Source organism: Streptomyces sp. NPDC041108 (assembly GCF_055592645.1).
On sequence record NZ_JBVIYK010000004.1, the window covers coordinates 342,710 to 365,115 of the forward strand.

Genomic DNA, 22,406 nt, shown 5'->3' on the forward strand with positions numbered 1-22,406 from the left:
CAGTCGTTGCCGGTGGCCGGGTTGCCGATGCCGACCACGTCGACGCTGTTGCCGCACACGTTGACCGGGATGTGCACCGGAACCTGCACGCTGTTGCCGGAGGCCACACCCGGCGAGTCACCGGCGTGGCCGTCCGCGCGGGAGCCGCCGTACGACGAACCGTGACCGCCGCCCTGGCCGCCGCGTGCGTGCTTGCCGCCTCCGCCGTTGGAACACTTGTTGCCCGCCGCCGGGTTGAGCAGTCCGACCACGCTCACCGTGTTGCCGCAGACGTTGACCTCGGTCTCCACCGGCGCCTGCACGGTGTTGCCGGAGAGCACGCCTGGCGAGTGGGTGGCGGATCCCTGCGCACCGGCGTCGGCGTGCGCGGCACCGCCCGCCGCGGCGAGCACACCGGACGCGGCCGCCATCGTCATGAGGCCTTTGCGGGTGACCTGTCGCATTGCTGAATTACCTGCCTTAGCCCTGATGTTCTGATTTTCTGCGCCTTGTGGGAATACCGGTCGGCCCCGGAGTGCATGGCGCGCACTCCGGGGCCGGCGGTCGTTTCAGTCCCTCACCTGGTGAGGCACGACGTCACTTGTTGATGCAGGTGTTGCCGAAGGCGGGGTTCAGCAGCCCGATCACCGAGATCGTGTTGCCGCACACGTTCACGGGGACGTGAACCGGCACCTGGACGACATTGCCGGACGCGACACCCGGGGAGCCGACGGCGGCACCCTGAGCCCCGGCGTCGGCGACGGCCAGACCCGCGCCCGCGAGAACCAGACCACCAGTGGCAGCCGCAGCGGCGACGACCTTCTTGAGCATTATTCCTCCTTGTTGGCAAAGCGACCCCAAGTAGCGAGTCACACCACCTGTAACGAGGAGGGAGTAATGGAGCTACGAGCTTATGGTCCGATTCACTCGACCCGGTCGATCGTCGTACGCGCTGCCGAATAAAAGCCGAACAGGTCAGGACGCGTCGATGAAACGGTCGAGGACGCGCACACCGAACTTCAGGCCGTCCACCGGCACCCTCTCGTCGACGCCGTGGAACATGCCCGCGAAGTCCAGCTCCGGCGGCAGCTTGAGCGGCGCGAAGCCGAAGCCCCGGATCCCGAGGTCGTCGAAGGACTTGGCGTCCGTACCGCCGGAGAGCATGTACGGGACGGCCTTCGCGGCCGGGTCCTCGGCGAGCAGCGCCGACTGCATGGCGTCGACGATCGCCCCGTCGAAGGACGTCTCCAGCGCCTTGTCGGAGTGCACGTCCTCGCGCCGCACGTGCGGGCCGAGGATCTTGTCGAGGTCGGAGAGGAACTCCTCCTCGAAGCCGGGCAGGAACCGCCCGTCGACGTGTGCGGTGGCCTCGCCCGGGATGACGTTGACCTTGTAGCCGGCGCCGAGCTGGGTGGGGTTGGCGGTGTTGCGCAGGGTCGCGCCGATCAGCTTGGCGATCCCGCCGAGCCTGGCGAGGGTGCCCTCCATGTCCTCCGGGTCGAGTGTGGTGCCGAGCGCGTCCCCGAGTTCGTCGAGGAAGGCCCGGGTGGTCTTGGTGACCCGTACCGGGAACTGGTGGCGGCCGAGGCGGGCGACGGCCTCGGACAGCTCCGTGATGGCGTTGTCCCGGTGGATCATCGAGCCGTGCCCGGCCGTGCCGGCCACGGTGAGCTTCATCCAGTGCATGCCCTTCTCGGCCGTCTGGATCAGATAGAGCCGCCGCTGCTCGTTCACGGTGAACGAGAACCCGCCGACCTCGCTGATCCCCTCGGTGACGCCCTCGAAGAGGTCGGCGTGGTTCTTCACGAGGTGCTTCGCCCCGTAGGTGCCGCCGGCCTCCTCGTCCGCGAGGAAGGCGAGCACGATGTCGCGCGGGGGCTTGCGGCCGCTGCGCATGCGGTCGCGGACGACCGCCAGCGTCATGGCGTCCATGTCCTTCATGTCGACCGCGCCGCGACCCCACACACAGCCGTCCGCGACCTCGCCGGAGAACGGGTGGTGGGTCCAGTCCGCCGCGTTGGCCGGGACCACGTCGGTGTGACCGTGGATGAGCAGCGCGGGCCGAGACCGGTCCTCGCCCTCGATACGGGCCACCGTCGACGCGCGTCCCGGGTGCGACTCGAAGATCTGCGGCTCCAGCCCGACCTCGGCCAGCTTCTCGGCGACGTACTCGGCGGCCTTGCGCTCCCCGGGCCCCGAGTGGTCGCCGAAGTTGCTGGTGTCGATCCGGATCAGCTCGCGGCAGAGGTCGACGACCTCGTCCTCACCGGTCACGCGCCTGCCCGTGTCCGTCTCGTTCACGCTGGTTCCTCCCGCTGTCGCTGCTGGTGGTTCCCCCTCATCCTCCTCCTGCCCCACCGCCCGCCCCAAGACCGGGACCGGCCGGGTCACACGCCGTTCACACCCGGCCGCCCCGGGGACCGGGGGTGATCGGGGGCCCTGGAAAGCCTGGTAATGTTTCCTTCGTCGCCGCGAGGGAAACCCGCACGACACACACCCTGTCCGGGTGGCGGAATGGCAGACGCGCTAGCTTGAGGTGCTAGTGCCCTTTATCGGGCGTGGGGGTTCAAGTCCCCCCTCGGACACAGAGTGGCGAAGGCCGCGACCCGAGGGTCGCGGCCTTCGTCGCGTTAGACTGACGAAATGTGGGCGACGTCTCTCCCCACCAGGAAAGCCCCAGGTCACGCCCCGTCTGCTCGCCCCTCGGGGTCACCCGGTGGACGCCCCCGCTTGGCCGACACGACAGGCCGTAGTCACCCGAGCACTAGAGTATTGGGCTTGTTCGGTGCCGATACGGAAATATCCCCAGGCAGACCTGCGGGCCCGTCGGCGCCCCCGGATGGTCCGGGTTCGAGAGGCGAGGATCCGATGGCCGCCGTGCACGAGAGTCCTGACCTGACGCTGCTCGACGGGGAGCTGGCGGAGGCGACCGGGGGGTTCGGCGGGGCGGCGCTCTTCTCGGCCGGTCCTGCGGCCTCGCCGCGCACGCTCGTGGACGTCTTCGAGGCGTCCGTGCGGTCCTACCCGGACGAGCCGGCGCTGGACGACGGGAGGCGGCGGCTGACCTACCGCGCGCTGGCGGTCGAGGTGGAGCACCTGCGGCAGCGCCTCGGGGCGGCCGGGGTCGGACTGGGCGACCGGGTCGGGGTGCGGGTGCCGTCGGGCACGAACGACCTGTACGTCGCGATCCTCGCGGTGCTCGCGGCCGGTGCCGCCTATGTGCCCGTCGACGCCGAGGATCCCGACGAGCGGGCCGAGCTGGTGTTCGGGGAGGCGGGGGTGCGGGCCGTCGTCGGGGCCGGGCACGAGCTGACCGTCGACGGCGCGTCCGAGTTCCCCGCCGCCCGGCCCGGGGCCGGTCACGACGCGTGGATCATCTTCACCTCCGGGTCGACCGGGAAGCCCAAGGGCGTGGCCGTCAGCCATCGCAGTGCCGCCGCGTTCGTGGACGCCGAGGCGGAGCTGTTCCTGGCCGAGGAGCCGATCGGGCCCGGGGACCGGGTGATGGCCGGGCTGTCCGTGGCCTTCGACGCGTCCTGCGAGGAGATGTGGCTGGCCTGGCGGTACGGGGCCTGTCTGGTGCCGGTGCCGCGCTCCCAGGTCAGGAGCGGCGCCGATCTGGGGCCCTGGCTGGTCGAGCAGGAGATCACGGTCGTGTCGACCGTGCCGACGCTGGCCGCGCTCTGGGAGCCCGAGACCCTCAACGACGTCCGGCTGCTGATCTTCGGCGGTGAGGCATGCCCGCCGGAGCTGGCGCAGCGGCTGGTGACGGAGGGCCGCGAGGTCTGGAACACCTACGGGCCGACCGAGGCCACCGTCGTCGCCTGTGCCTCGCTGATGTCCGGCGAGGAGCCGATCCGGATCGGGCTGCCGCTCGACGGATGGGAACTGGCCGTCGTCGACGAGGCCGGGGAGCCCGTGCCGATGGGCGGCAGCGGGCAGCTCGTGATCGGTGGAGTGGGGCTCGCGCGGTATCTCGACGCCGAGAAGGACGCGGAGAAATACGCGCCGCTGGAGTCGCTGGGCTGGGAGCGCGCCTATCGCAGCGGCGACCTGGTGAAGGCGGAGCCGGAAGGGCTGGTCTTCCTCGGGCGCGCCGACGAGCAGATCAAGCTCGGCGGGCGGCGGATCGAGCTGGGCGAGGTCGACGCCGCGCTGCAGGCACTGCCCGGCGTCGCGGGCGCCGCGGCGGCCGTACGGACCGCGCGGAGCGGGAACCAGCTGCTCGTCGGCTATGTGGTCACCCAGGACGGATGGGACCGGGCGGCGGCCGTGGAGAAGCTGCGGGCGGAGCTGCCGGCCGCGTTGGTGCCGCTGCCGGCGCCGGTGGCGGAGCTGCCGACCCGGACCTCGGGGAAGGTGGACCGCGACGCCCTGCCGTGGCCGCTCGCGGAGCTGGAGAGCGCCGGGCCGGCCGAGGAGCTGTACGGGACCGAGGCGTGGCTCGCCGAGCAGTGGACGCAGGTGCTGGGCATCCCGGTCGGCGGCGCGGGCGACGACTTCTTCGCGATCGGCGGGGGCAGCCTGGCGGCCGCGCAGCTGACGACCCGGCTGCGGACCCGGTACCCGAGCGTCGCGGTGGTGGACATCTACCAGCGGCCGACCCTGCGGAAGCTGGCCCGGTATCTGGAGGAGTCGGGCGGGGAGGACGGTCCGCGCCGGGCAGTGGAGCCCGTGCCCGTGCGGGCGCGACTCGTCCAGTTCCTGCTGCTCCTGCCGCTGTTCACCCTGCTCGGGCTGCGGTGGGTCGTCCCGCTGGCCGCGCTCGGGAACCTGCTCGGGCCGTACGCCTGGCTGCCGACCGCGCCCTGGTGGGCCGTGGCGGTGGGGGCGGTGCTGTTGTACACCCCGCCGGGGCGGCTGGCGGTCGCGGCGGGCGGGGCGCGGCTGCTGCTGCGCGGGGTCGCGGCCGGGCGGTACGCGCGCGGCGGGAGCGTGCACCTGCGGCTGTGGGCGGCGGAGCGGCTGGCCGAGTTCAGCGGGGCGACCTCGCTGACCGGGGTGTGGCTGGAGCGGTACGCGCGGGCGCTGGGCTGCAGGGTCGGCACGGATGTCGATCTGCACGCGCTGCCTCCGGTGACCGGGATGCTGAAGCTCGGGCGGGGCGCGGCCGTGGAGTCCGAGGTGGATCTCTCCGGGTACTGGCTCGACGGGGACCGGCTGGAGATCGGGACCGTCAAGGTCGGGGCCGGCGCGGTCGTGGGGACGCGCAGCATGCTGCTGCCGGGCGCCAGGGTCGGCAAGCGGGCCGAGGTGGCGCCGGGGTCGGCGGTGGCCGGACAGATCCCCACCGGGCAGCGCTGGGCCGGGGCGCCGGCGGGCAAGCTGGGCAAGGCGAAGCGGAACTGGCCCAAGGAGCGGCCGCAGCGTGGCCTGTTCTGGCGGGTCTCGTACGGCGTGACGGGGTTCGGGCTGACCGCGCTGCCGGTGCTCGCCGGGTGTGCCGCGCTGGCCGTGCTGGGTCTGTTCGTGGACCCGGACGCCGGGCTCGGTGCGGCGACGAGGGGCGCGGCACTCGGGCTGGTGCCGGCCACGCTGGCCTTCGGGGCGGCGTACGCGCTGCTGCTGCTCGCGGCCGTACGGCTGCTGAGTCTGGGGCTGCGGGAGGGCACGCATCCGACGCACAGCCGGGTCGGGTGGCAGGCGTGGACGGTCACGCAGCTCATGGACCGCTCGCGGCAGACGCTGTTCCCGCTGTACGCCGGGCTGGTGACGCCGGTGTGGCTGCGGTTGCTCGGGATGCGGATCGGCAAGGGCGCCGAGGTGTCCACCGTCCTGGCGCTGCCGAGTCTGACGACGGTCGGCGACGGGGCGTTCCTCGCGGACGACACGCTGACCGCGCCGTACGAGCTGGGGGGCGGCTGGCTGCGGATCGGGCGGGCGGAGATCGGGCGGCGGGCGTTCCTCGGGAACTCGGGGATGACCGCGCCGGGGCGCTCCGTGCCGGAGGGCGGTCTGGTGGGTGTGCTGTCGGCGACGCCGAAGAAGGCCAAGAAGGGCAGCTCGTACCTCGGGCTGCCGCCGGTCAGGCTGCCCCGGTCGGCCGCGGACGGCGACCAGAGCCTGACGTACGAGCCGCCCGCGCGGCTGCTGTGGGCGCGTGCCCTGGTGGAGCTGTGCCGGATCGTGCCGGTGTTCTGCTCGGCGGGTCTCGCGCTGCTGACGGTGGCGGCGCTCAGCGCGCTGGGCGGCTGGGCGTGGCTGCTGGGCGGGGTGGTGCTGCTCGGCGCCGGGGTTCTCGGTTGCGTGCTCTCGATCGTCGCGAAGTGGCTGCTCGTGGGGCGGCACCGCAGGGGTGAGCATCCGCTGTGGAGCGGTTTCGTGTGGCGCAACGAGCTGGCGGACACCTTCGTGGAGGTGCTGGCCGTGCCGTGGCTGGCAGGGTCGGTGCCGGGGACGCCGGTGCTGAACGTCTGGCTGCGCGGGCTCGGGGCGACCATCGGCAGGGGGGTGTGGGTGGAGAGTTACTGGCTACCCGAGACCGACCTCGTCACGCTCGGCGACGGGGCGACGGTGAACCGGGGGTGTGTGCTCCAGACCCACCTCTTCCACGACCGGATCTTGCGGACGGATACTGTTGAACTCCGTGAGGGTGCCACCTTGGGCCCGGGCGGAATCGTCCTGCCCGGCAGCGTGGTCGGGGCCCGCACCACGCTGGGGCCGGCGTCGCTGGTCATGGCCGCGGAGTCCGTTCCCGACGACACCCGGTGGCTGGGCAACCCGATCGAGGCGTGGCGCCGCTGAGTGCGGCTCGTGCGGCGGCGGGGGACTCTGGGGACGATGGACGTCGTACGAATGCGGAGCGGGGAGCAGAAGCGGCAGTGGCGGTTCAGCAGTCAGTGGGTCCGGACCCGTACTTCCCGGCGAACGGTGATTCCCGTTACCGGGTGCATCGGTACGAGCTGGCTGTGGACTACCGGCCGGGGCCGAACCGGCTGTCGGGCACCGCACGGCTCAACGCCATAGCGGGCCGGGCGGCGCTCACCGAGTTCCAGCTGAACCTCGCCGACTTCAAGATCGGCCGGATCCGGGTCGACGGCCGGGCTCCGCACTACACCCACCGGGGCGGCCGGCTGCGGGTCCGGCCCGCGAAGCCGGTCCGGCCGGGGGCCGCGTTCACGGTCGAGGTCCATTGGTCGGGCAATCCCAAGCCGGTGAACAGCCCCTGGGGCGGGCTCGGTTGGGAGGAGCTGACGGACGGGGCGCTGGTGGCGAGCCAGCCGGTCGGGGCGCCGTCCTGGTATCCGTGCAACGACCGGCCCGCCGACAAGGCCTCGTACCAGATCTCGGTCACGACGCCGTCCGCGTACCAGGTGGTGGCGGGCGGGCGGCTGCTCACCCGGACGGCGAAGGCGTCCACGACGACGTGGGTGTACGAGCAGTCGGCGCCGACGTCGAGCTATCTGGTGGGCCTGTCGATCGGCAAGTACCAGACGGTGCTGCTCGGCGATCCCGGGCCGGGCGGGGTGCCGCAGCACGGGCACATCCCGGCGCACCTCCTCACGGAGTTCTCGCGGGACTTCGCGCGGCAGCCCGCCATGATGGGGCTGTTCGAGGAGCTGTTCGGGCCGTATCCCTTCGGGGAGTACGCGGTCGTGGTGACCGAGGAGGAGCTCGATGTCCCGGTCGAGGCGCAGGGGTTGTCGCTGTTCGGCGCCAACCACGTGGACGGGGCGAGGGGTTCGGAGCGGCTGGTCGCGCACGAGCTGGCCCACCAGTGGTTCGGCAACAGCGTGTCCATCGCCGACTGGCGGCACATCTGGCTGAACGAGGGGTTCGCCAAGTACGCGGAGTGGCTGTGGTCGGAGCGCTCCGGCGGGCGCAGCGCGCACCGACTGGCCGCCGCCGCGCACCAGAAGCTCGCCGCGCTCCCCCAGGATCTGCGGCTGGCGGACCCGGGCCGCAAGCTGATGTTCGACGACCGGCTCTACGAGCGCGGCGGTCTCACCGTCCACGCGGTGCGCTGCGCGCTCGGCGACGAGGCGTTCTTCCGGATGCTGCGCGGCTGGGCGAGCGCCCACCGCGGCGGCGCCGTGACGACCGCCGGGTTCACGGCCCACGCCGGCCGTTACGCGGACGGACCGCTGGACGCCCTGTTCCGCGCGTGGCTCCAGGAGCCCGCGCTGCCGCCCCTGCCGTCCCCGCCGTCCGTCAGCAGCCCCGGGGTCCCGGCGCGGCCGCCGTATCCGCCGACGAACGCGGGGTCGGCGTAGGCGGGGCACAATGGCTGCCATGTCGTCGCGCCGCAGTGGTTCCAGGGCCGGGTCGAAGAGTGCCGCACGGGTGCCTTCGCCGGTCCCCCGCGCCTGCCCCTGCGGGCTGCCCGAGGCGTACGAGGCCTGTTGCGGGCGCCGGCACTCGGGCGCTGCAGCGGCGCCGACCGCCGAGGCCCTGATGCGGTCGCGGTACAGCGCGTTCGTCGTGCGCGACGAGGCGTATCTGCTGCGCAGCTGGCATCCCCGGACGCGGCCCGCCACCGTCGACTTCGACACGACCATGCGCTGGACCGGCCTGGAGATCCTGGACACCCGGGACGGGTCGGCCTTCCACAGCACCGGCACGGTCACCTTCCGCGCCTCGTTCCGGGGCGGCTCGCTGCACGAGCGGAGCCGGTTCGAGCGGGTGGACGGGGCCTGGGTGTACGTGGACGGGGAGTTCCTCGGCTAGGTCCGGTCAACCGGCGGTCGGTGCGTGGCCGTTGGGGGCCAGGATGTCGAGTTCCTGGAGGGCGCCCGCGGTGATCTCCCTGGTGAGCCGCTCGGCCCGGGGGGCGTCGTGTTCGCGGACGGCCTCGGCGACCTGGACGTGGAGGCTGACGGCGGCCGGGTCGGGGTCGTGGAACATGACGGCGTGGTGGGTGCGGCCGGCGAGGACCTCCTCGACGACGTCGCCGAGGCGGGCGAACATCTCGTTGCCGGAGGCGTCGAGGATCAGTCGGTGGAAGGCGACGTCGTATCGGAGGTAGCCCTCCAGCTTGTGGCCCCGCGAGTGGGCGACCATGCCGATGGCGCACTCGGTGAGCGCGGCGCACTGCTCGGCCGTGGCGTGGCGCGCGGCGAGGCCCGCGGCGATCGGTTCGACGGCGCCGCGCAGCACGGTCAGCGAGCGCAGCTGGCGGGGGCGGTCCGCGCCGGCCAGGCGCCAGCGGATGACCTGCGGGTCGTAGACGTTCCACGCGGCGGACGGGCGGACGATCACGCCGACACGGCGGCGGGACTCGACGAGATGCATGGACTCCAGGACGCGGACCGCCTCCCGCATCACCGAGCGGGACACCTCGAAGGTCTGGGCGAGTTGGTCCGTGCGCAGCACGCTCCCGGGCGGGTACTCGCCCGCCGTGATCGCCGGTCCGAGGGTGTCCAGTACTCGGCCGTGCAGCCCCCGGCCCGGTGTGGTCATGGGGTTCAGGGTACGAGGAGGGGAGGGCGAAGAAAAAGTCAGACTTATTTGGGTCCAGGGCTTGAATTCGTCGTACCTAATGGGCTTCAGTGTCGTCGACATCGGGTGACGTCCCAGATGTCGACGACAGACAGCGAGGTAGTGATGCGTACCCCTCATGTCGTCGTGGTGATGGGCGTGGCAGGAACCGGGAAGACCACGATCGGTCCCCTGCTCGCGTCCCGGCTCGGCGTTCCGTACGCCGAGGGCGACGACTTCCACCCCGAGGCCAACATCGCCAAGATGTCGGCCGGGACACCGCTGGACGACGCGGACCGGGGACCGTGGCTGGACGCCATCGGCACGTGGGCCCACGGCCGGGACGGGCTCGGCGGGGTGGTCAGCTGTTCCGCGTTGAAGCGCGCGTACCGGGACCGGCTGAGGGCCGCCGCGCCCGGTGTCGTCTTCCTGCATCTCGCGGGTGACCGGGCGCTCATCGAGGACCGGATGTCCCACCGGCAGGGCCACTTCATGCCGACGGCGCTGCTGGACTCGCAGTTCGCCACGCTCCAGCCGCTCCAGGCGGACGAGGCGGGCGTCGCGGTCGACGTGGCGGGCTCGCCCGAGGAGATCGCCGAGCGGGCGGTCACCGCGCTGCGGGAGATCGACCCGGCCGTGCCGTAGGGCCGCCGTCGCCGGTTCGCCTCTCTCTCCTCCTCCTCGCCTCCCTCTCTTCCTCCCCCACCTTCCCCACTCAAGGAATCACCGTGACCAGACTCAACGTCGAGCTGCTGGCAGCGGACCCCGTCGAGCCGATCACCTCGGCGGGACACGCGCAGCTGGGCCTGGCCGTACTGGCCGGCATCGCCGTGATCGTCGTCCTCATCACCAGGTTCAAGGTGCACGCCTTCCTGGCGCTGACCATCGGCTCGCTCGCGCTCGGCGCGTTCGCCGGGGCACCGCTGGACAAGGCGATCCTGAGCTTCACCACCGGGCTCGGGTCGACCGTGGCCGGGGTGGGTGTGCTCATCGCGCTGGGTGCGATCCTCGGCAAGCTGCTGGCGGACTCCGGCGGCGCCGACCAGATCGTGGACACCATCCTCGCCAAGGCGGGCGGACGGGCGATGCCCTGGGCGATGGTGCTGATCGCCTCCGTGATCGGGCTGCCGCTGTTCTTCGAGGTCGGGATCGTGCTGCTGATCCCGGTGGTGCTGATGGTCGCCAAGCGCGGCAACTACTCACTGATGCGTATCGGCATCCCGGCCCTCGCCGGTCTGTCCGTCATGCACGGGCTGATCCCGCCGCACCCCGGCCCGCTGGTCGCGATCGACGCGGTGAAGGCCGATCTGGGCGTCACGCTGGCGCTGGGGCTGCTGGTGGCGATACCGACCGTGATCATCGCCGGGCCGCTGTTCTCGAAGTACGCGGCGCGCTGGGTGGACGTGCCCGTCCCCGAGCGGATGATCCCCGCGCGGGCCTCGGAGGAGCTGGAGAAGCGGCCGGGGTTCGGCGCGACCATCGCGACCATGCTGCTGCCGGTGGTGCTCATGCTGGCCAAGGCTCTGGTGGACATCGTCGTGGACGACCCCGAGCAGATGGTCCAGCGGGTCTTCGACGTGGTCGGTTCGCCGCTGATCGCGCTGCTCGCGTCCGTGATCGTGGGCATGTTCACGCTGGGGCGGGCGGCCGGGTTCACCAAGGAGCGGCTGGGGTCGACGGTCGAGAAGTCCCTCGCGCCCATCGCGGGCATCCTGCTGATCGTGGGCGCCGGCGGCGGATTCAAGCAGACCCTCATCGACTCCGGGGTCGGGCAGATGATCCTGGAGATCTCCGAGGACTGGTCGATCCCCGCGCTCGTGCTCGCCTGGCTGATCGCGGTCGCGATCCGGCTGGCCACCGGCTCGGCCACGGTCGCCACGATCTCGGCGGCGGGGCTGGTGGCCCCGCTCGCCGCGGACATGTCGACCACGCACACGGCCCTGCTGGTCCTCGCGATCGGCGCCGGCTCGCTCTTCTTCAGCCACGTCAACGACGCCGGGTTCTGGATGGTCAAGGAGTACTTCGGGATGACCGTCGGCCAGACCATCAAGACCTGGTCGGTGATGGAGACGATCATCTCGGTGGTGGCGGGGGCGATCGTGCTGCTGCTGTCGCTGGTGATCTAGGCGTACGGGGCAACGGCGCGGCCGGTGAGGCCGGTGGTCTCGGTGACGCCGGTGATCCAGGAGGTGGGGGCCGGGGGCTCTGCGCGGTGGGCCGCGCTACGGCCGCCACAGCGGGTGTTCCCGGTCCGCCCACTGCCTGCTCACCGACCCGGTCCGCAGCCCCCGCCGCGCCTCCGGGTCGCCCAGGGCCATGCCGATGTGGCCCGCCAGGACGATGCCGATGGTCAGGGCCAGCCAGTCGTGGACGAACGTCGCGCTGGTGCGCCACATCAGCGGGGTGAGGTGGGTGAACCACATCATCAGGCCGGTGGCGAGCATGACGAGGGTGGCGCCGGCGATCCAGGAGGCGTAGAGCTTCTGGCCGGCGTTGAACTTCGCGGCGGGGCGTGCGCCCGGCGTACGGCGGCGGGCGGCGCGGAGCCAGACGCGGTCGTGCGGGCCCCAGCGGTTCAGCCGGCCGAGGTCCGCGCGAAACGCGCGGGAGGCCAGGCCCGCCAGGACGGGGAGGGGCAGGAGCAGCCCGGCCCACTCGTGGACCGTCACCACGAGCGCCCGGCGGCCGACCAGTTCGGCGAACGCGGGGATGTACAGGCAGGCCGCCGTTGCCACGCAGATGCCCATCAGGGCGGCCGTCGTGCGGTGGATCCAGCGCTCGGCGGTCGCGAAACGCGCGACACGGGCCTGCGCCAGGACCGGTGGCTCCTCAAGTCGTCGGTTCATCGTCCCGCCCGTTCGATCGGCCGACCCACGCGTCGATGTCGTAGCCCCGCTCCTCCCAGTAGCCCGGCTCGACCTTCTCGGTGACCTCGATGCCGGAGAGCCACTTGGCCGACTTGTAGAAGTACATGGGGGCGACGTACAGCCGGACCGGACCGCCGTGGTTGTGGCTGAGGTCCTTGTCCCGCATGCGCAGGGCCACCAGGACGTCCGCGCGGCGGGCCTGCTCCAGGGTGAGGCTCTCGGTGTACGCCCCGTCGAAGCAGGTGAAGCGGATCGCGCCCGCCGAGGAGCGCACCCCGGCCGCGTCCAGCAGCGTGGAGAGCCGTACGCCCTCGAAGGGGGTGTCCGGGACCCGCCAGCCGGTGACGCACTGCACGTCCTTGACCATCCGGGTCTGCGGCAGGGCCCGCAGGTCGGCAAGGGTGTAGGAGCCGGGCTTGTCGACCAGCCCGCCGACCGTGAGGCGGTAGTTCTTCGCGGTCCTGCGGGGTACGGACGACGTCACCGAGTAGTAGCGGAAGCCGCCGCCGTTGGGGAGCAGGCCGGTCAGGCCGGTGGGGTCCTTCTCGGCCGCCTCGCCGAGGAACGCCTCCATGCCGCGCTGGAGGACGGGCGCGGCGACCACGCCGAGGGCGCCGAGTCCGAGGGTGCCGAGGAGGACCCGGCGGCCCACGGGCGCACCGCGCCCCGGTTCCCTGTCCACGTCTTCGGGGTGTTCCGCCGGCGCCTGCCGCGCCGCTGGATGTTCGGGGTTCACGTACTGATTCGACCATCCGCCGCCCCCGTCGGGCCAGCGACGGCGGAGATCCGTCAGGATTCCGTAAGCCCCGCAGGGCCCGAACTCGGCCTCTGCGGCCTCCGGTTCAGCGCCGACGCGCCGCGGCTCAGCCCGTCGCCTTCGCCGCCGCCCGGCCCGCCGTGCGGCCCGAGAACAGGCAGCCGCCGAGGAAGGTGCCCTCCAGCGAGCGGTAGCCGTGGACACCGCCGCCGCCGAAGCCCGCCGCCTCGCCCGCCGCGTACACGCCCTCCAGCGGGTCGCCGCCCTCGGTGAGGACCCGGGAGGACAGGTCGGTCTCCAGGCCGCCGAGGGTCTTGCGGGTGAGGATGTTCAGGCGGACGGCGATCAGCGGACCCGCCTTGGGGTCGAGGATGCGGTGCGGGGTGGCGGTGCGGATGAGCTTGTCGCCGAGGTAGTTGCGGGCCCCCCGGATCGCCATGACCTGGAGGTCCTTGGTGAAGGGGTTGGCGACCTCGCGGTCCCGGGAGACGATCTCGCGGCGCAGCTCGGCCTCGTCGATCAGCGGCTCCTTGGTGAGCGCGTTCATGCCGCGGACCAGGGAGCCGAGGTCCTTCTCGACGACGAAGTCGACGCCGTGGTCCATGAAGGCCTTGACCGGGCCGGGGACGTCCGCGCGAGCCCGGATGAAGACGTCCTTGATGGACTTGCCGGTCAGGTCGGGGTTCTGCTCGGAGCCGGAGAGGGCGAACTCCTTGCCGATGATCTTCTGGTCGAGGACGAACCAGGTGTAGTCGTAGCCGGTCTTCATGATGTGTTCGAGCGTGCCGAGGGTGTCGAAGCCGGGGAACAGCGGGACCGGGAGCCGCTTGCCGCGGGCGTCCAGCCAGAGCGAGGACGGGCCGGGCAGGACGCGGATGCCGTGGTTCTCCCAGATGGGGTTCCAGTTCTGGATGCCCTCGGTGTAGTGCCACATCCGGTCGCGGTTGATGAGGTGGGCGCCCGCCTCCTCGGCGATGCCGAGCATCCGGCCGTCGACGTGCGCGGGCACGCCGGAGATCATCTTCTCCGGGGGGTTGCCGAGCCGCTCGGGCCAGTTGGCGCGGACGAGGTCGTGGTTGCCGCCGATGCCGCCGGAGGTGACGATCACGGCCTGGGCCTTCAGTTCGAAGGCGCCGGTGACGTTGCGGGTGCTCGGCCGGCCGCGTTCGATGGACGACGGCTCCAGGATCTCGCCGGTGACGGTGTCGACGGTGCCCGCGCTGCGCGAGAGGCCGGTCACCCGGTGCCGGAACTTCAGCTGGACGAGCCCTCGGGCCACACCCTCGCGCACCCGCCGCTCGAAGGGCTCGACGAGGCCGGGGCCGGTGCCCCAGGTGATGTGGAAGCGGGGGACCGAGTTGCCGTGTCCGTTGGCGTCGTAGCCGCCGCGCTCGGCCCAGCCGACGACCGGGAAGAACCGGACGCCCTGCCCGTGCAGCCAGGACCGCTTCTCGCCGGCCGCGAAGTCGACGTACGCCTCGGCCCACTTGCGCGGCCAGTGGTCCTCCTCGCGGTCGAAGGCGGCCGTGCCCATCCAGTCCTGGAGGGCGAGCGCGTGGCTGTCCTTGATCCGCAGGCGGCGCTGCTCGGGCGAGTCGACGAAGAAGAGCCCGCCGAAGGACCAGTGCGCCTGGCCCCCGATCGACTGCTCCGGCTCCTGGTCGAGGAGGATCACCTTGCGGCCCGCGTCGACGAGCTCCGCGGTCGCCGTGAGCCCCGCGAGGCCCGCCCCGATCACGATCACATCTGCGTCGTACGACATTCGAGGACGTCCTCTCGGGAACGGGTCGGGCGAAGAAAGGCAGGCCGAAGCGGGCCAGGCACGGCCTCGCGCCTTGTTACCGGCCGGTCAGCAGCGCTGGCCTCAGATCCTTCGGCAGAAGGAGTGACCTAGTCAACCGCCGAGGTGTGTCTCCTCCCACCGACAGCATCCGGCCGGGGCGGCTACAGTCGGTCCAATACGTATCGGGCCGCCCGTCGGGGCACATATCACTCCCCGGCCGGGACGTCCGGCGGACACCCCGGAAGTTCCGCCGCGGCCCGTCCGACGACCCGAGGTACTCCGCGTGTCGGTTCTCGTTCTCCTCCTCTCCGTGGGCGCCGCCTGCTGTCTGGGTTTCGGCTTCGTCCTCCAGCAGCAGGCCGCCGCGCACGCCCCGCTGGGCGACTTCCTCTCGCCCCGGCTGCTGCTCGACCTGATCCGGGTGCCGCGCTGGCTCGGCGGGATCGGGCTGATGGTGTGCGGGATGGCACTGGGCGCGGTCGCGCTCGGCCGGGGCGAGGTCACCCTCGTGGAGCCGCTCCTCGCGACCAACCTCCTCTTCGCGCTCGCCCTCTCCCGCCGGCACACCCGTCAGCCGCTGGGCCGCCAGGGATGGGCGGGGCTGGTGCTGCTCGCGGGCGGGGTCACCGCGTTCATCGTCGCCGGGCGACCGGAGGGTGGAGCGGCGGTCGGCGGCCCCTTCCGGCAGTGGCTGATCATCGGCGTCATGGTGGGGCTCGCACTGCTGCTCACCGCCTACGCGAAGCGGTCCCGCAGCAGCGCCGCGCCGGTGCTCCTGGCGGTCGCCGCCGGGCTCCTGTACGGCGTCCAGGACGCGCTCACCCGGATCAGCGGGCAACTGTTCGGCGCGGGAGGCTGGAGCGGGCTGCTCACCTCGTGGCAGCCCTACGGGGTCGTACTGCTCGGGGTGACCGGGCTCCTCCTCGTCCAGAGCGCGTTCGAGACGGCGCCGCTGCGGATGTCGCTGCCGGCGCTGACCGTCGCGCAGCCGCTGGCGGGGATCGCGTGCGGGGTGGGGTTCCTGGGTGACCGGCTGCGGACGGACGCGGGGGCGCTCGCGTGGGAGGCGGCCGGGCTGGCGGGGGCCGTGGTGGGGGTGGTGCTCCTCGGGATGCATCCGGCGATGCCGTGCGGCCCCGCCGGGGCGCGGAAGGGTGTGGTGGGGGCGGGCGCGAGCGCCGTATAGCTCGGGGGTGCGGTTCGCACGCCGGGTGGGGTCGGTGGCGCGGAGGGGCTGCGCCCCTTGTTCCTCGGGCGCCCACAATGGGGGCCATGAGTGCCGCCGACGAGATCCTCGACATCGTGGACGAGAGCGACCAGGTCATCGGGCAGCTTCCACGAGGGGAGGTGTATGCCCGAGGACTGCGGCATCGGGCCGTGTTCGTGCTGGTCAGGGACGGGTCCGGGCGGGTGTTCGTGCACCGCCGGACTCCGACGAAGCTGATCTTCCCGTCGCTGTACGACATGTTCGTGGGCGGGGTCGTGGGAGCGGGCGAGTCCTACGACGACGCGGCGCTGCGCGAGGCCGAGGAGGAGCTGGGCGTCTCCGGACTGCCCCGGCCGGACCCGCTGTTCCGGTTCCTGTACGACGACGGGGCCGGGCGTACCTGGTGGTCGGCGGTGTACGAGGTTCGCTGCGAGCTGCCGGTGGACCCGCAGGCGGAGGAGGTCGCCTGGCACGGCTTCCTGCCGGAGGCGGAGGTGGAGCGGCGGCTGCGCGAGTGGGAGTGGGTGCCGGACGGGGTGGCGGCGTACGAGCGGCTGAGGGCGCGTGGGAGCGCCGGATGACGGGCTGGGTCACCGGATGACGTGCGGGAGCGCCGGACGACGGGTGGCAGCGCCGGACGACGGGTGGGGCCGCCGGATGACGGGTGGCGAGGGCAGATGACGGGTGGCGAGGGCAGATGACGGGTGGGGAGGGCGGCCTTCCCTCCGAAGTCGACCGGTAATGTCCTGCACGTGAGCGAATTTGCACGGAACGTCCGCCTCTGGTTCGTCCCCGAGGAAATCCGGGCGGAGGGCCGGACCCCGGACTACCGGTTCTCCCTGGCCAACGAGCGGACGTTCCTGGCCTGGCTGCGCACCTCGCTCGCCCTGATCGGCGGCGGTTTCGCGGTGGACCAGTTCCTGCCGGACCTGCGCTGGGGCTGGCGCGTCGGGCTCGCCCTGGTCCTGTTGGCCTCCGGGGTGCTGTGCGCGTTGCGGGCGGTCAACCACTGGGTGCGCTGCGAGCGGGCGATGCGGCGCGGGGAGGACCTTCCGGTGTCCCGCTTCCCGGCCGTGCTCGGCATCGTCGTCGCCGTGGTGGCCGTCGCCATGGTCGTCGTGGTCCTGCTCCGGCGGGAGGGGTGAGCCCGTCGTCCGCTCCCCCGGAGCCGGCCGACCGCGACCCCGGCCTGCAACCCGAACGCACCCGGCTCGCCTGGCGGCGGACGACCCTCACGGGTGCCGTGGTCGCCGTCCTCGCGGCCAAGTCCGCCCTGCACGGCGGGCCGTCGACGGCCGGCGTGGTGGCCGCGGCGCTGTGCGCGGTGCTGTGGCTGGGCTGCCTGGCGCTCGCCCATCGCCGTATCCACGCCCTGGCGGCCTCCCGCCCGCCCGTCCTCACGCCCCGGATCGCCACGACGGCCGCCCTGTGCGTGATCGCCCTCGCGGTCTGCGGTGCGGCCCTGGTGTTCTGACCGCGCGGACGCGTCGAGGCGCAGCCGGGCGAATCGAAGCCTGGCCAGATCTTGGTCTGTGCATGGAGTTTCCAAAGGGAGAATTGGGGTTTGTGTGACTAGCCTGGATTTGTCACCCCATGTCCCACCGAAGGTGAGCGCGATGACCACCCTGCACCAGGAGCACCCCGTCCACGACCACGACCACGGCCCCGCCTGCGGGCACACCGCGGTGTCGCACGGGGACCACACCGACTACGCGCACGACGGGCATCTCCACCGCGAGCACTCCGGCCACTGGGACGAATGCGAGCCGAGCGGGCACACCGCGCACGACGGGCACAGCCACGAGCACGGCGAGGACTGCGGGCACCAGGCGGTCACCCACGGGGACCACGTGGACTACGTGCACGACGGACACCGGCACGCCGCCCACGACGGGCACTGGGACGACCACTGACCGACGGCACGTACGGCGGCGACGACCGGCACCAGTTCCCTGCGCCGACCCTGGCGCCGACTCCGGCACCGCCGCCCGCACCGCTTCCGCACCCCCGGTTTCCCCGGTTCGTCGCCGACTGGCAGGCTCTGACCACCAGTTGGCGACGATCCGGGGGGACGGAAGGGGTCACGATGACCGCGGAAGAGCCGTACACCGTCGAACTCGCGAGCGACGTGTACGCGTATGTGCAGCCGGACGGTGGGTGGTGCCTGAACAACTCGGGTTTCGTGAGCGACGGGACCACCACGCTGCTCGTGGACACGGCCGCGACCGAGCGCCGGACCCTCGCACTGGGCGCCGCGCTGGACGCGACCGGGGTCCCGAGGCCCCGCCTCCTGGTCAACACCCACCACCACGGCGACCACACCTACGGCAACGGCTTCTTCACTCCCTCCGCCACCCTGGTCTCGCACACGGCCTGCCGCCGCGAGGCTCTCGCCAGCGGGCAGCACCTCCATCTGCTGTGGCCGGGGACCGACTTCGGTGATGTGGAGATCCGGGGCGCGGACCTGACGTACCACGACCGCGTGACGCTCCACGTCGGTGACATCGAGGCCCAGGTCATCCACCCCGGCATCTCGCACACGGTCGGCGACTCCGTCGTGTGGCTGCCGCACCGGCGGGTGCTGTTCGCGGGGGACCTGGTCTTCGAGGGCGGGACTCCGTTCTTCCTGATGGGCTCGCTCAGCGGTTCACTGCGGGCGCTGGCGCTGCTGCGCGAGCTGGGCGCCGAGACCGTCGTCCCGGGGCACGGTCCGGTCACCGACCCGTCCGCGTTCGACAGGGCCGAGCGGTACATCCGGTTCGTGGCCGAGGTCGCGCAGAAGGCGCACGCGGCGGGGCTGACACCGCTGGAGGCCGCGCGGAGCACGGATCTCGGCGAGTACGCCGCGCTGCCCGAGAGCGAGCGGCTGGTGGCGAACCTGCACCGGGCCTACGCCGAACTGGACGGGAAGCCCGAGGGCGAGGGCGTCGACCCGTTCGCCGGGTTCATGGACATGGCGACCGTGAACGGCGGGGAGATGATGACCTGCCACGCCTGACGGCAGCCGGGCCGGGGATCCGGACGGGGGATCGGAGGACGGGATCCGGACGAGGGATCCGGACGAGAGGCCCGGACGAGGCGATCCGGCCCCGGGATCCCGCCGGAGTCCGGCGGGAACCCGCCACGCTGCCCGGGATCCCGCCGAGACTCCGATCACTTTCGGGTCGCCCACTGGACGACATACCGACCGGTCGGCATCATGGGACGGGTCCCGATACGCCGCGTGTAGGAGCGATGATGCACCCAGACCACCCGCCAGGTCTCGATCCCGACCGGCTCCGCGTCCTGCTCGACACCGAGCGGCCCGGACTCGTGCGCGGCCCGCTCACCGGCCGGCTGATCGAGGGCGGACGGTCGAACCTGACGTACGAGGTCACGGACGGCACCGCGAAGTGGGTCGTTCGACGGCCTCCGCTGGGCCATGTGCTGGCGACCGCGCACGACATGAGACGCGAACACCGTGTCATCAGCGCGCTGCACGCCACGGACGTGCCGGTGCCGAGCCCCGTGCTGTTCTGCGACGACGAGGACGTGCTCGGCGCGCCCTTCTACGTCATGGACTTCGTCGAGGGCACCCCCTACCGCACCGCCGAGCAGCTGGCCCCGCTGGGCCCGGAGCGCACCCGGGCCGCCGTGCTGAGCCTGGTCGACACCCTCGTCGAGCTGCACGCGGTGGACCCCGCCGAGGTGGGCCTCGCCGACTTCGGGCGCCCGGAGGGCTTCCTGGACCGGCAACTGCGGCGCTGGGGCAAGCAGTTGGACGCGTCCCGCAACCGCGATCTGGCCGGCATCGACGAACTGCACGCGGTGCTGGGACGCCGGCTGCCCCACTCCCCCGCTCCCACCGTCGTGCACGGCGACTATCGCCTGGACAACGTGCTCCTCGGCGACGACGACCGGATCAGAGCCATCCTCGACTGGGAGATGTCCACGCTCGGCGATCCGCTCACCGACCTGGGCCTGCTGGTGATGTACAGCGTCCCGCTCGCCACGCCCGACTCGCCCGTCTCCACGACCGCGGCGGCCGCCGGGCACCCGGACCCGTCCGAGATCGTGGAGCGGTACGCGGCCCGCTCGGGCCGTGACGTCTCCTCGGTGTCCTGGTACACGGCGTTCGCGTGGTTCAAGCTCGCCGTGATCCTGGAGGGCATCCACTACCGCTACACACTCGGCCAGACGGTCGGCCGCGGCTTCGACCGCATCGGCGACCTGGTCCCCGTCTTCATCGAACACGGCCTGACGACGCTCGGCGCCGGCACCCAGGAAGGCTGACCCGCCATGGACTTCGCATTCGACGCCCGCACGGAGGAGCTGCGCGCCAGGCTCCTCGCCTTCATGGACGCGTACGTGTACCCGGCGGAGGCCGTGGCCGAGGAGCAGCGGGCCCGGCTGGCCTCACCCTGGGACACGCCCGCCGTGGTGGAGGAGCTGAAGGCCGAGGCCCGCCGGCAGGGCCTGTGGAACCTCTTCCTGCCCGACTCCGAGTACGGGGCGGGGCTCACCAACCTGCAGTACGCGCCGCTCGCCGAGATCACGGGCCGCTCCCCGCAGCTGGCGCCGACCGCGCTGAACTGTGCCGCGCCCGACACGGGCAACATGGAGGTGCTGAGCCAGTTCGGTGACGAGGCGCAGAAGAAGCAGTGGCTGGAGCCGCTGCTCGCCGGTGAGATCCGGTCGGCGTTCGCGATGACCGAGCCGGAGGTGGCCTCCTCGGACGCCACCAACATCACCACGCTGATCGAGCGAGACTCCGACGGCACGGGCGACTACATCGTCAACGGGCGCAAGTGGTACATCTCCGGGGCCATGAACCCCGACTGCAAGATCTTCATCGTCATGGGCAAGACGGACCCGGACGGGGCCGACATCCGCCGCCAGCAGTCGATGATCCTGGTCCCGCGTGACACTCCGGGTGTCACGGTGAAGCGGGCGATGCAGGTGTTCGGGTACGAGGACCACTCGCACGGCGGTCACGCCGAGGTGGTCTTCGAGAACGCGCGGGTGCCGGCCTCCAACCTGATCGGCGAGGAGGGCGGCGGTTTCGCCATCGCGCAGGCGCGGCTCGGTCCGGGTCGCATCCACCACTGCATGCGGCTCATCGGGATGGCCGAGCGGGCGATCGAGCTGATGTGCCGGCGCGCGGTGGCCCGGGAGGCCTTCGGCAAGGCGCTGGCGCAGCAGGGGGTCGTGCACAACTGGATCGCCGACGCGCGGGTGGCGGTGGAGCAGCTGCGGCTGCTGGTGCTGAAGACGGCGTGGATGATGGACACGGTGGGCAACAAGGGGGCCCACACGGAGATCCAGGCGATCAAGATCGCCACCCCGCGGACGGTGGTGGACATCATCGACCGCGCGATCCAGCTGCACGGCGCGGGGGGTGTCAGCCAGGACTTCCCGCTGGCCGAGCTGTACGCGGGGGCGCGGACGCTGATGATCGCGGACGGGCCGGACGAGGTGCACCAGCGGTCGCTGGCGCGACGGGAGCTCAAGCGGTACGTGTGAGCGGTGGGGGTGTGTTGTCGGGTGCGGGTGAGTGTGGGGTGCATTGCCGGGTGCGGGTGAGTGGGGGCTTCTCGCGCAGTTCCCCGCGCCCCTGCGAGCCCGGGCCCCTGCGCCCTTATGAGCCCAGGCCCCCTGCGGGCCTGAAAGACACGGCCCCGCGGGCCTGAAGAGCACGGGGCGCAGCCCCTGCTACTCAGGGGCGCGGGGAACTGCGCGAGAAGCCCCACCGGGCCCGCACCCGACAACGCACCCCTACGGCCGGAGCGCCCTCAGCAGCAGGTCCGCCAAGTGGTCCGCGACCTCCTGCGGACCCATCGGGCCGTCGGGGCGGTACCACGTCGACAGGTGGTGGACCGAACCGAAGTGGTAGTCGACGACCAGATCGGCCGGGGTCGCCGTCGAGAAGACGCCGGCCTCCTGCCCCTCCTCCACGAGCGCCCGGAAACGCTCGTGGTACCGCCGGCGTTCCGCGCGGACCTGCTTGTTCTTCTCCGGGCTCAGGTGGTGCATGGACCGGAAGAAGATCATCGCGTCGTCGAGGTTGTCGATGGTGGTGACGACGACATCGGCGGCGGCACCCCGCAACCGCTCCTCGACGGGCGCGTCGGCTCCCGCGAACGCGTCGAGCCGCTCCTGCTGGATACGCAGCACGCGCGCGTACACCTCGTGCAGCAGGTCGTCCTTGGAACCGAAGTAGTGATACAGCGCGCCCTTGGTGACGCCCGCCGCCTCGACGATCTCCTGCACCGAGGTGCGGTCGTAGCCCCGCTCGGCGAAGAGCCGGGTGGCGGCGGCGAGCAGCCGCTGCGGGACGGGCGTACCGTCTCCGTCCGTCGTCCTGGGCACTGCCGCCACCTGCCTTCCGAGGTTCTGTCGTCGCCTGCCGGTCGCCCG

Annotated in this window: 21 protein-coding genes and 1 tRNA gene; 14 read left to right on the forward strand and 8 right to left on the reverse strand. The window is 72.1% G+C overall.

Features of this window, described 5'->3' with window-relative positions; all coding sequences use genetic code 11:
- The 3 genes from ACZ6BB_RS14685 to ACZ6BB_RS14695 all read right to left on the reverse strand — a co-directional run.
- Positions 1-443, reverse strand: a 443-nt coding sequence (locus tag ACZ6BB_RS14685) for a chaplin (protein WP_471615568.1), incomplete at its 3' end; no start/stop codon positions are given.
- Between the two features lie 133 nt (positions 444-576).
- Positions 577-810: a chaplin ChpH gene (gene chpH / locus ACZ6BB_RS14690; protein WP_033531632.1), complete on the reverse strand. Its 234-nt coding sequence runs from the start codon at positions 808-810 to the stop codon at positions 577-579.
- A 144-nt stretch (positions 811-954) separates the two neighbouring features.
- Positions 955-2,280 (reverse strand): M20/M25/M40 family metallo-hydrolase, encoded by a 1,326-nt coding sequence (locus tag ACZ6BB_RS14695; RefSeq protein WP_471615569.1) that lies wholly within the window; start codon positions 2,278-2,280, stop codon positions 955-957.
- 199 nt (positions 2,281-2,479) lie between these two features.
- Between ACZ6BB_RS14695 and ACZ6BB_RS14700 the strand changes: the two genes are divergently transcribed.
- The 4 genes from ACZ6BB_RS14700 to ACZ6BB_RS14715 all read left to right on the forward strand — a co-directional run bounded on the left by ACZ6BB_RS14700 (position 2,480) and on the right by ACZ6BB_RS14715 (position 8,646).
- Positions 2,480-2,564 (forward strand) — tRNA-Leu (locus tag ACZ6BB_RS14700).
- A 283-nt stretch (positions 2,565-2,847) separates the two neighbouring features.
- A complete protein-coding gene (locus ACZ6BB_RS14705) occupies positions 2,848-6,723 on the forward strand; it encodes a Pls/PosA family non-ribosomal peptide synthetase (RefSeq protein ID WP_471615570.1) in 3,876 nt (1,291 codons plus the stop codon).
- A 77-nt stretch (positions 6,724-6,800) separates the two neighbouring features.
- Entirely contained in the window at positions 6,801-8,192 is a 1,392-nt protein-coding gene (locus tag ACZ6BB_RS14710; RefSeq protein WP_471615571.1) for a M1 family metallopeptidase, read from the forward strand.
- Between the two features lie 10 nt (positions 8,193-8,202).
- Positions 8,203-8,646, forward strand: a complete 444-nt coding sequence (locus ACZ6BB_RS14715; protein WP_471615572.1) for a YchJ family protein — start codon at positions 8,203-8,205, stop codon at positions 8,644-8,646.
- Between the two features lie 6 nt (positions 8,647-8,652).
- Here the strand turns inward: ACZ6BB_RS14715 and ACZ6BB_RS14720 are convergent, their stop codons facing one another.
- On the reverse strand, positions 8,653-9,378 hold the full coding sequence (locus ACZ6BB_RS14720; RefSeq protein ID WP_471615573.1) for a FadR/GntR family transcriptional regulator: 726 nt from the start codon (positions 9,376-9,378) through the stop codon (positions 8,653-8,655).
- A 144-nt stretch (positions 9,379-9,522) separates the two neighbouring features.
- Here ACZ6BB_RS14720 and ACZ6BB_RS14725 point away from each other — a divergent pair, with 144 nt between their 5' ends.
- Both ACZ6BB_RS14725 and ACZ6BB_RS14730 read left to right on the forward strand, forming a co-directional pair.
- Positions 9,523-10,041, forward strand: coding sequence for a gluconokinase (locus ACZ6BB_RS14725; protein WP_471615738.1), 519 nt, complete (start codon positions 9,523-9,525; stop codon positions 10,039-10,041).
- 83 nt (positions 10,042-10,124) lie between these two features.
- The gene (locus ACZ6BB_RS14730) at positions 10,125-11,522 is read left to right on the forward strand and encodes a GntP family permease (RefSeq protein ID WP_471615574.1); all 1,398 of its coding nucleotides are present in this window, start codon (positions 10,125-10,127) and stop codon (positions 11,520-11,522) included.
- Positions 11,523-11,618: 96 nt separating this feature from the next.
- Here the strand turns inward: ACZ6BB_RS14730 and ACZ6BB_RS14735 are convergent, their stop codons facing one another.
- The 3 genes from ACZ6BB_RS14735 to ACZ6BB_RS14745 form a co-directional block, all read right to left on the reverse strand.
- Entirely contained in the window at positions 11,619-12,242 is a 624-nt protein-coding gene (locus ACZ6BB_RS14735) for a cytochrome b/b6 domain-containing protein (protein WP_471615575.1), read from the reverse strand.
- The gene (locus tag ACZ6BB_RS14740; protein ID WP_471615576.1) at positions 12,226-12,999 is read right to left on the reverse strand and encodes a molybdopterin-dependent oxidoreductase; all 774 of its coding nucleotides are present in this window, start codon (positions 12,997-12,999) and stop codon (positions 12,226-12,228) included. The genes ACZ6BB_RS14735 and ACZ6BB_RS14740 overlap by 17 nt, the downstream gene beginning before the upstream one ends.
- A 127-nt stretch (positions 13,000-13,126) precedes the next feature.
- Positions 13,127-14,782 carry an FAD-binding dehydrogenase gene (locus ACZ6BB_RS14745; RefSeq protein WP_471615577.1) on the reverse strand — a complete coding sequence of 552 codons (1,656 nt, stop codon included), beginning with the start codon at positions 14,780-14,782 and terminating at the stop codon, positions 13,127-13,129.
- Between the two features lie 304 nt (positions 14,783-15,086).
- Between ACZ6BB_RS14745 and ACZ6BB_RS14750 the strand changes: the two genes are divergently transcribed.
- From ACZ6BB_RS14750 to ACZ6BB_RS14785, 8 genes are all read left to right on the forward strand, one after another.
- On the forward strand, positions 15,087-15,989 hold the full coding sequence (locus tag ACZ6BB_RS14750) for a DMT family transporter (protein WP_471615578.1): 903 nt from the start codon (positions 15,087-15,089) through the stop codon (positions 15,987-15,989).
- Positions 15,990-16,075: 86 nt separating this feature from the next.
- The gene (locus tag ACZ6BB_RS14755) at positions 16,076-16,591 is read left to right on the forward strand and encodes an NUDIX hydrolase (protein WP_471615579.1); all 516 of its coding nucleotides are present in this window, start codon (positions 16,076-16,078) and stop codon (positions 16,589-16,591) included.
- A 171-nt stretch (positions 16,592-16,762) separates the two neighbouring features.
- Positions 16,763-17,155 carry a YidH family protein gene (locus ACZ6BB_RS14760; RefSeq protein ID WP_471615580.1) on the forward strand — a complete coding sequence of 131 codons (393 nt, stop codon included), beginning with the start codon at positions 16,763-16,765 and terminating at the stop codon, positions 17,153-17,155.
- Entirely contained in the window at positions 17,152-17,484 is a 333-nt protein-coding gene (locus tag ACZ6BB_RS14765) for a DUF202 domain-containing protein (protein ID WP_471615581.1), read from the forward strand. Before ACZ6BB_RS14760 ends, ACZ6BB_RS14765 begins: the two co-directional genes overlap by 4 nt.
- A gap of 142 nt (positions 17,485-17,626) precedes the next feature.
- Positions 17,627-17,923, forward strand: coding sequence for a hypothetical protein (locus tag ACZ6BB_RS14770; protein WP_327743595.1), 297 nt, complete (start codon positions 17,627-17,629; stop codon positions 17,921-17,923).
- A gap of 173 nt (positions 17,924-18,096) precedes the next feature.
- The gene (locus ACZ6BB_RS14775) at positions 18,097-19,008 is read left to right on the forward strand and encodes an MBL fold metallo-hydrolase (protein WP_471615582.1); all 912 of its coding nucleotides are present in this window, start codon (positions 18,097-18,099) and stop codon (positions 19,006-19,008) included.
- Between the two features lie 239 nt (positions 19,009-19,247).
- Entirely contained in the window at positions 19,248-20,282 is a 1,035-nt protein-coding gene (locus ACZ6BB_RS14780; RefSeq protein WP_471615739.1) for a phosphotransferase family protein, read from the forward strand.
- A 6-nt stretch (positions 20,283-20,288) separates the two neighbouring features.
- The gene (locus tag ACZ6BB_RS14785) at positions 20,289-21,512 is read left to right on the forward strand and encodes an acyl-CoA dehydrogenase family protein (protein WP_471615583.1); all 1,224 of its coding nucleotides are present in this window, start codon (positions 20,289-20,291) and stop codon (positions 21,510-21,512) included.
- Positions 21,513-21,764: 252 nt separating this feature from the next.
- On the opposite strand, the gene ACZ6BB_RS14790 is transcribed toward ACZ6BB_RS14785, so the two are convergent.
- Positions 21,765-22,358, reverse strand: a complete 594-nt coding sequence (locus ACZ6BB_RS14790; RefSeq protein WP_471615584.1) for a TetR/AcrR family transcriptional regulator — start codon at positions 22,356-22,358, stop codon at positions 21,765-21,767.
- Between the last annotated feature and the right edge of the window lie 48 nt (positions 22,359-22,406).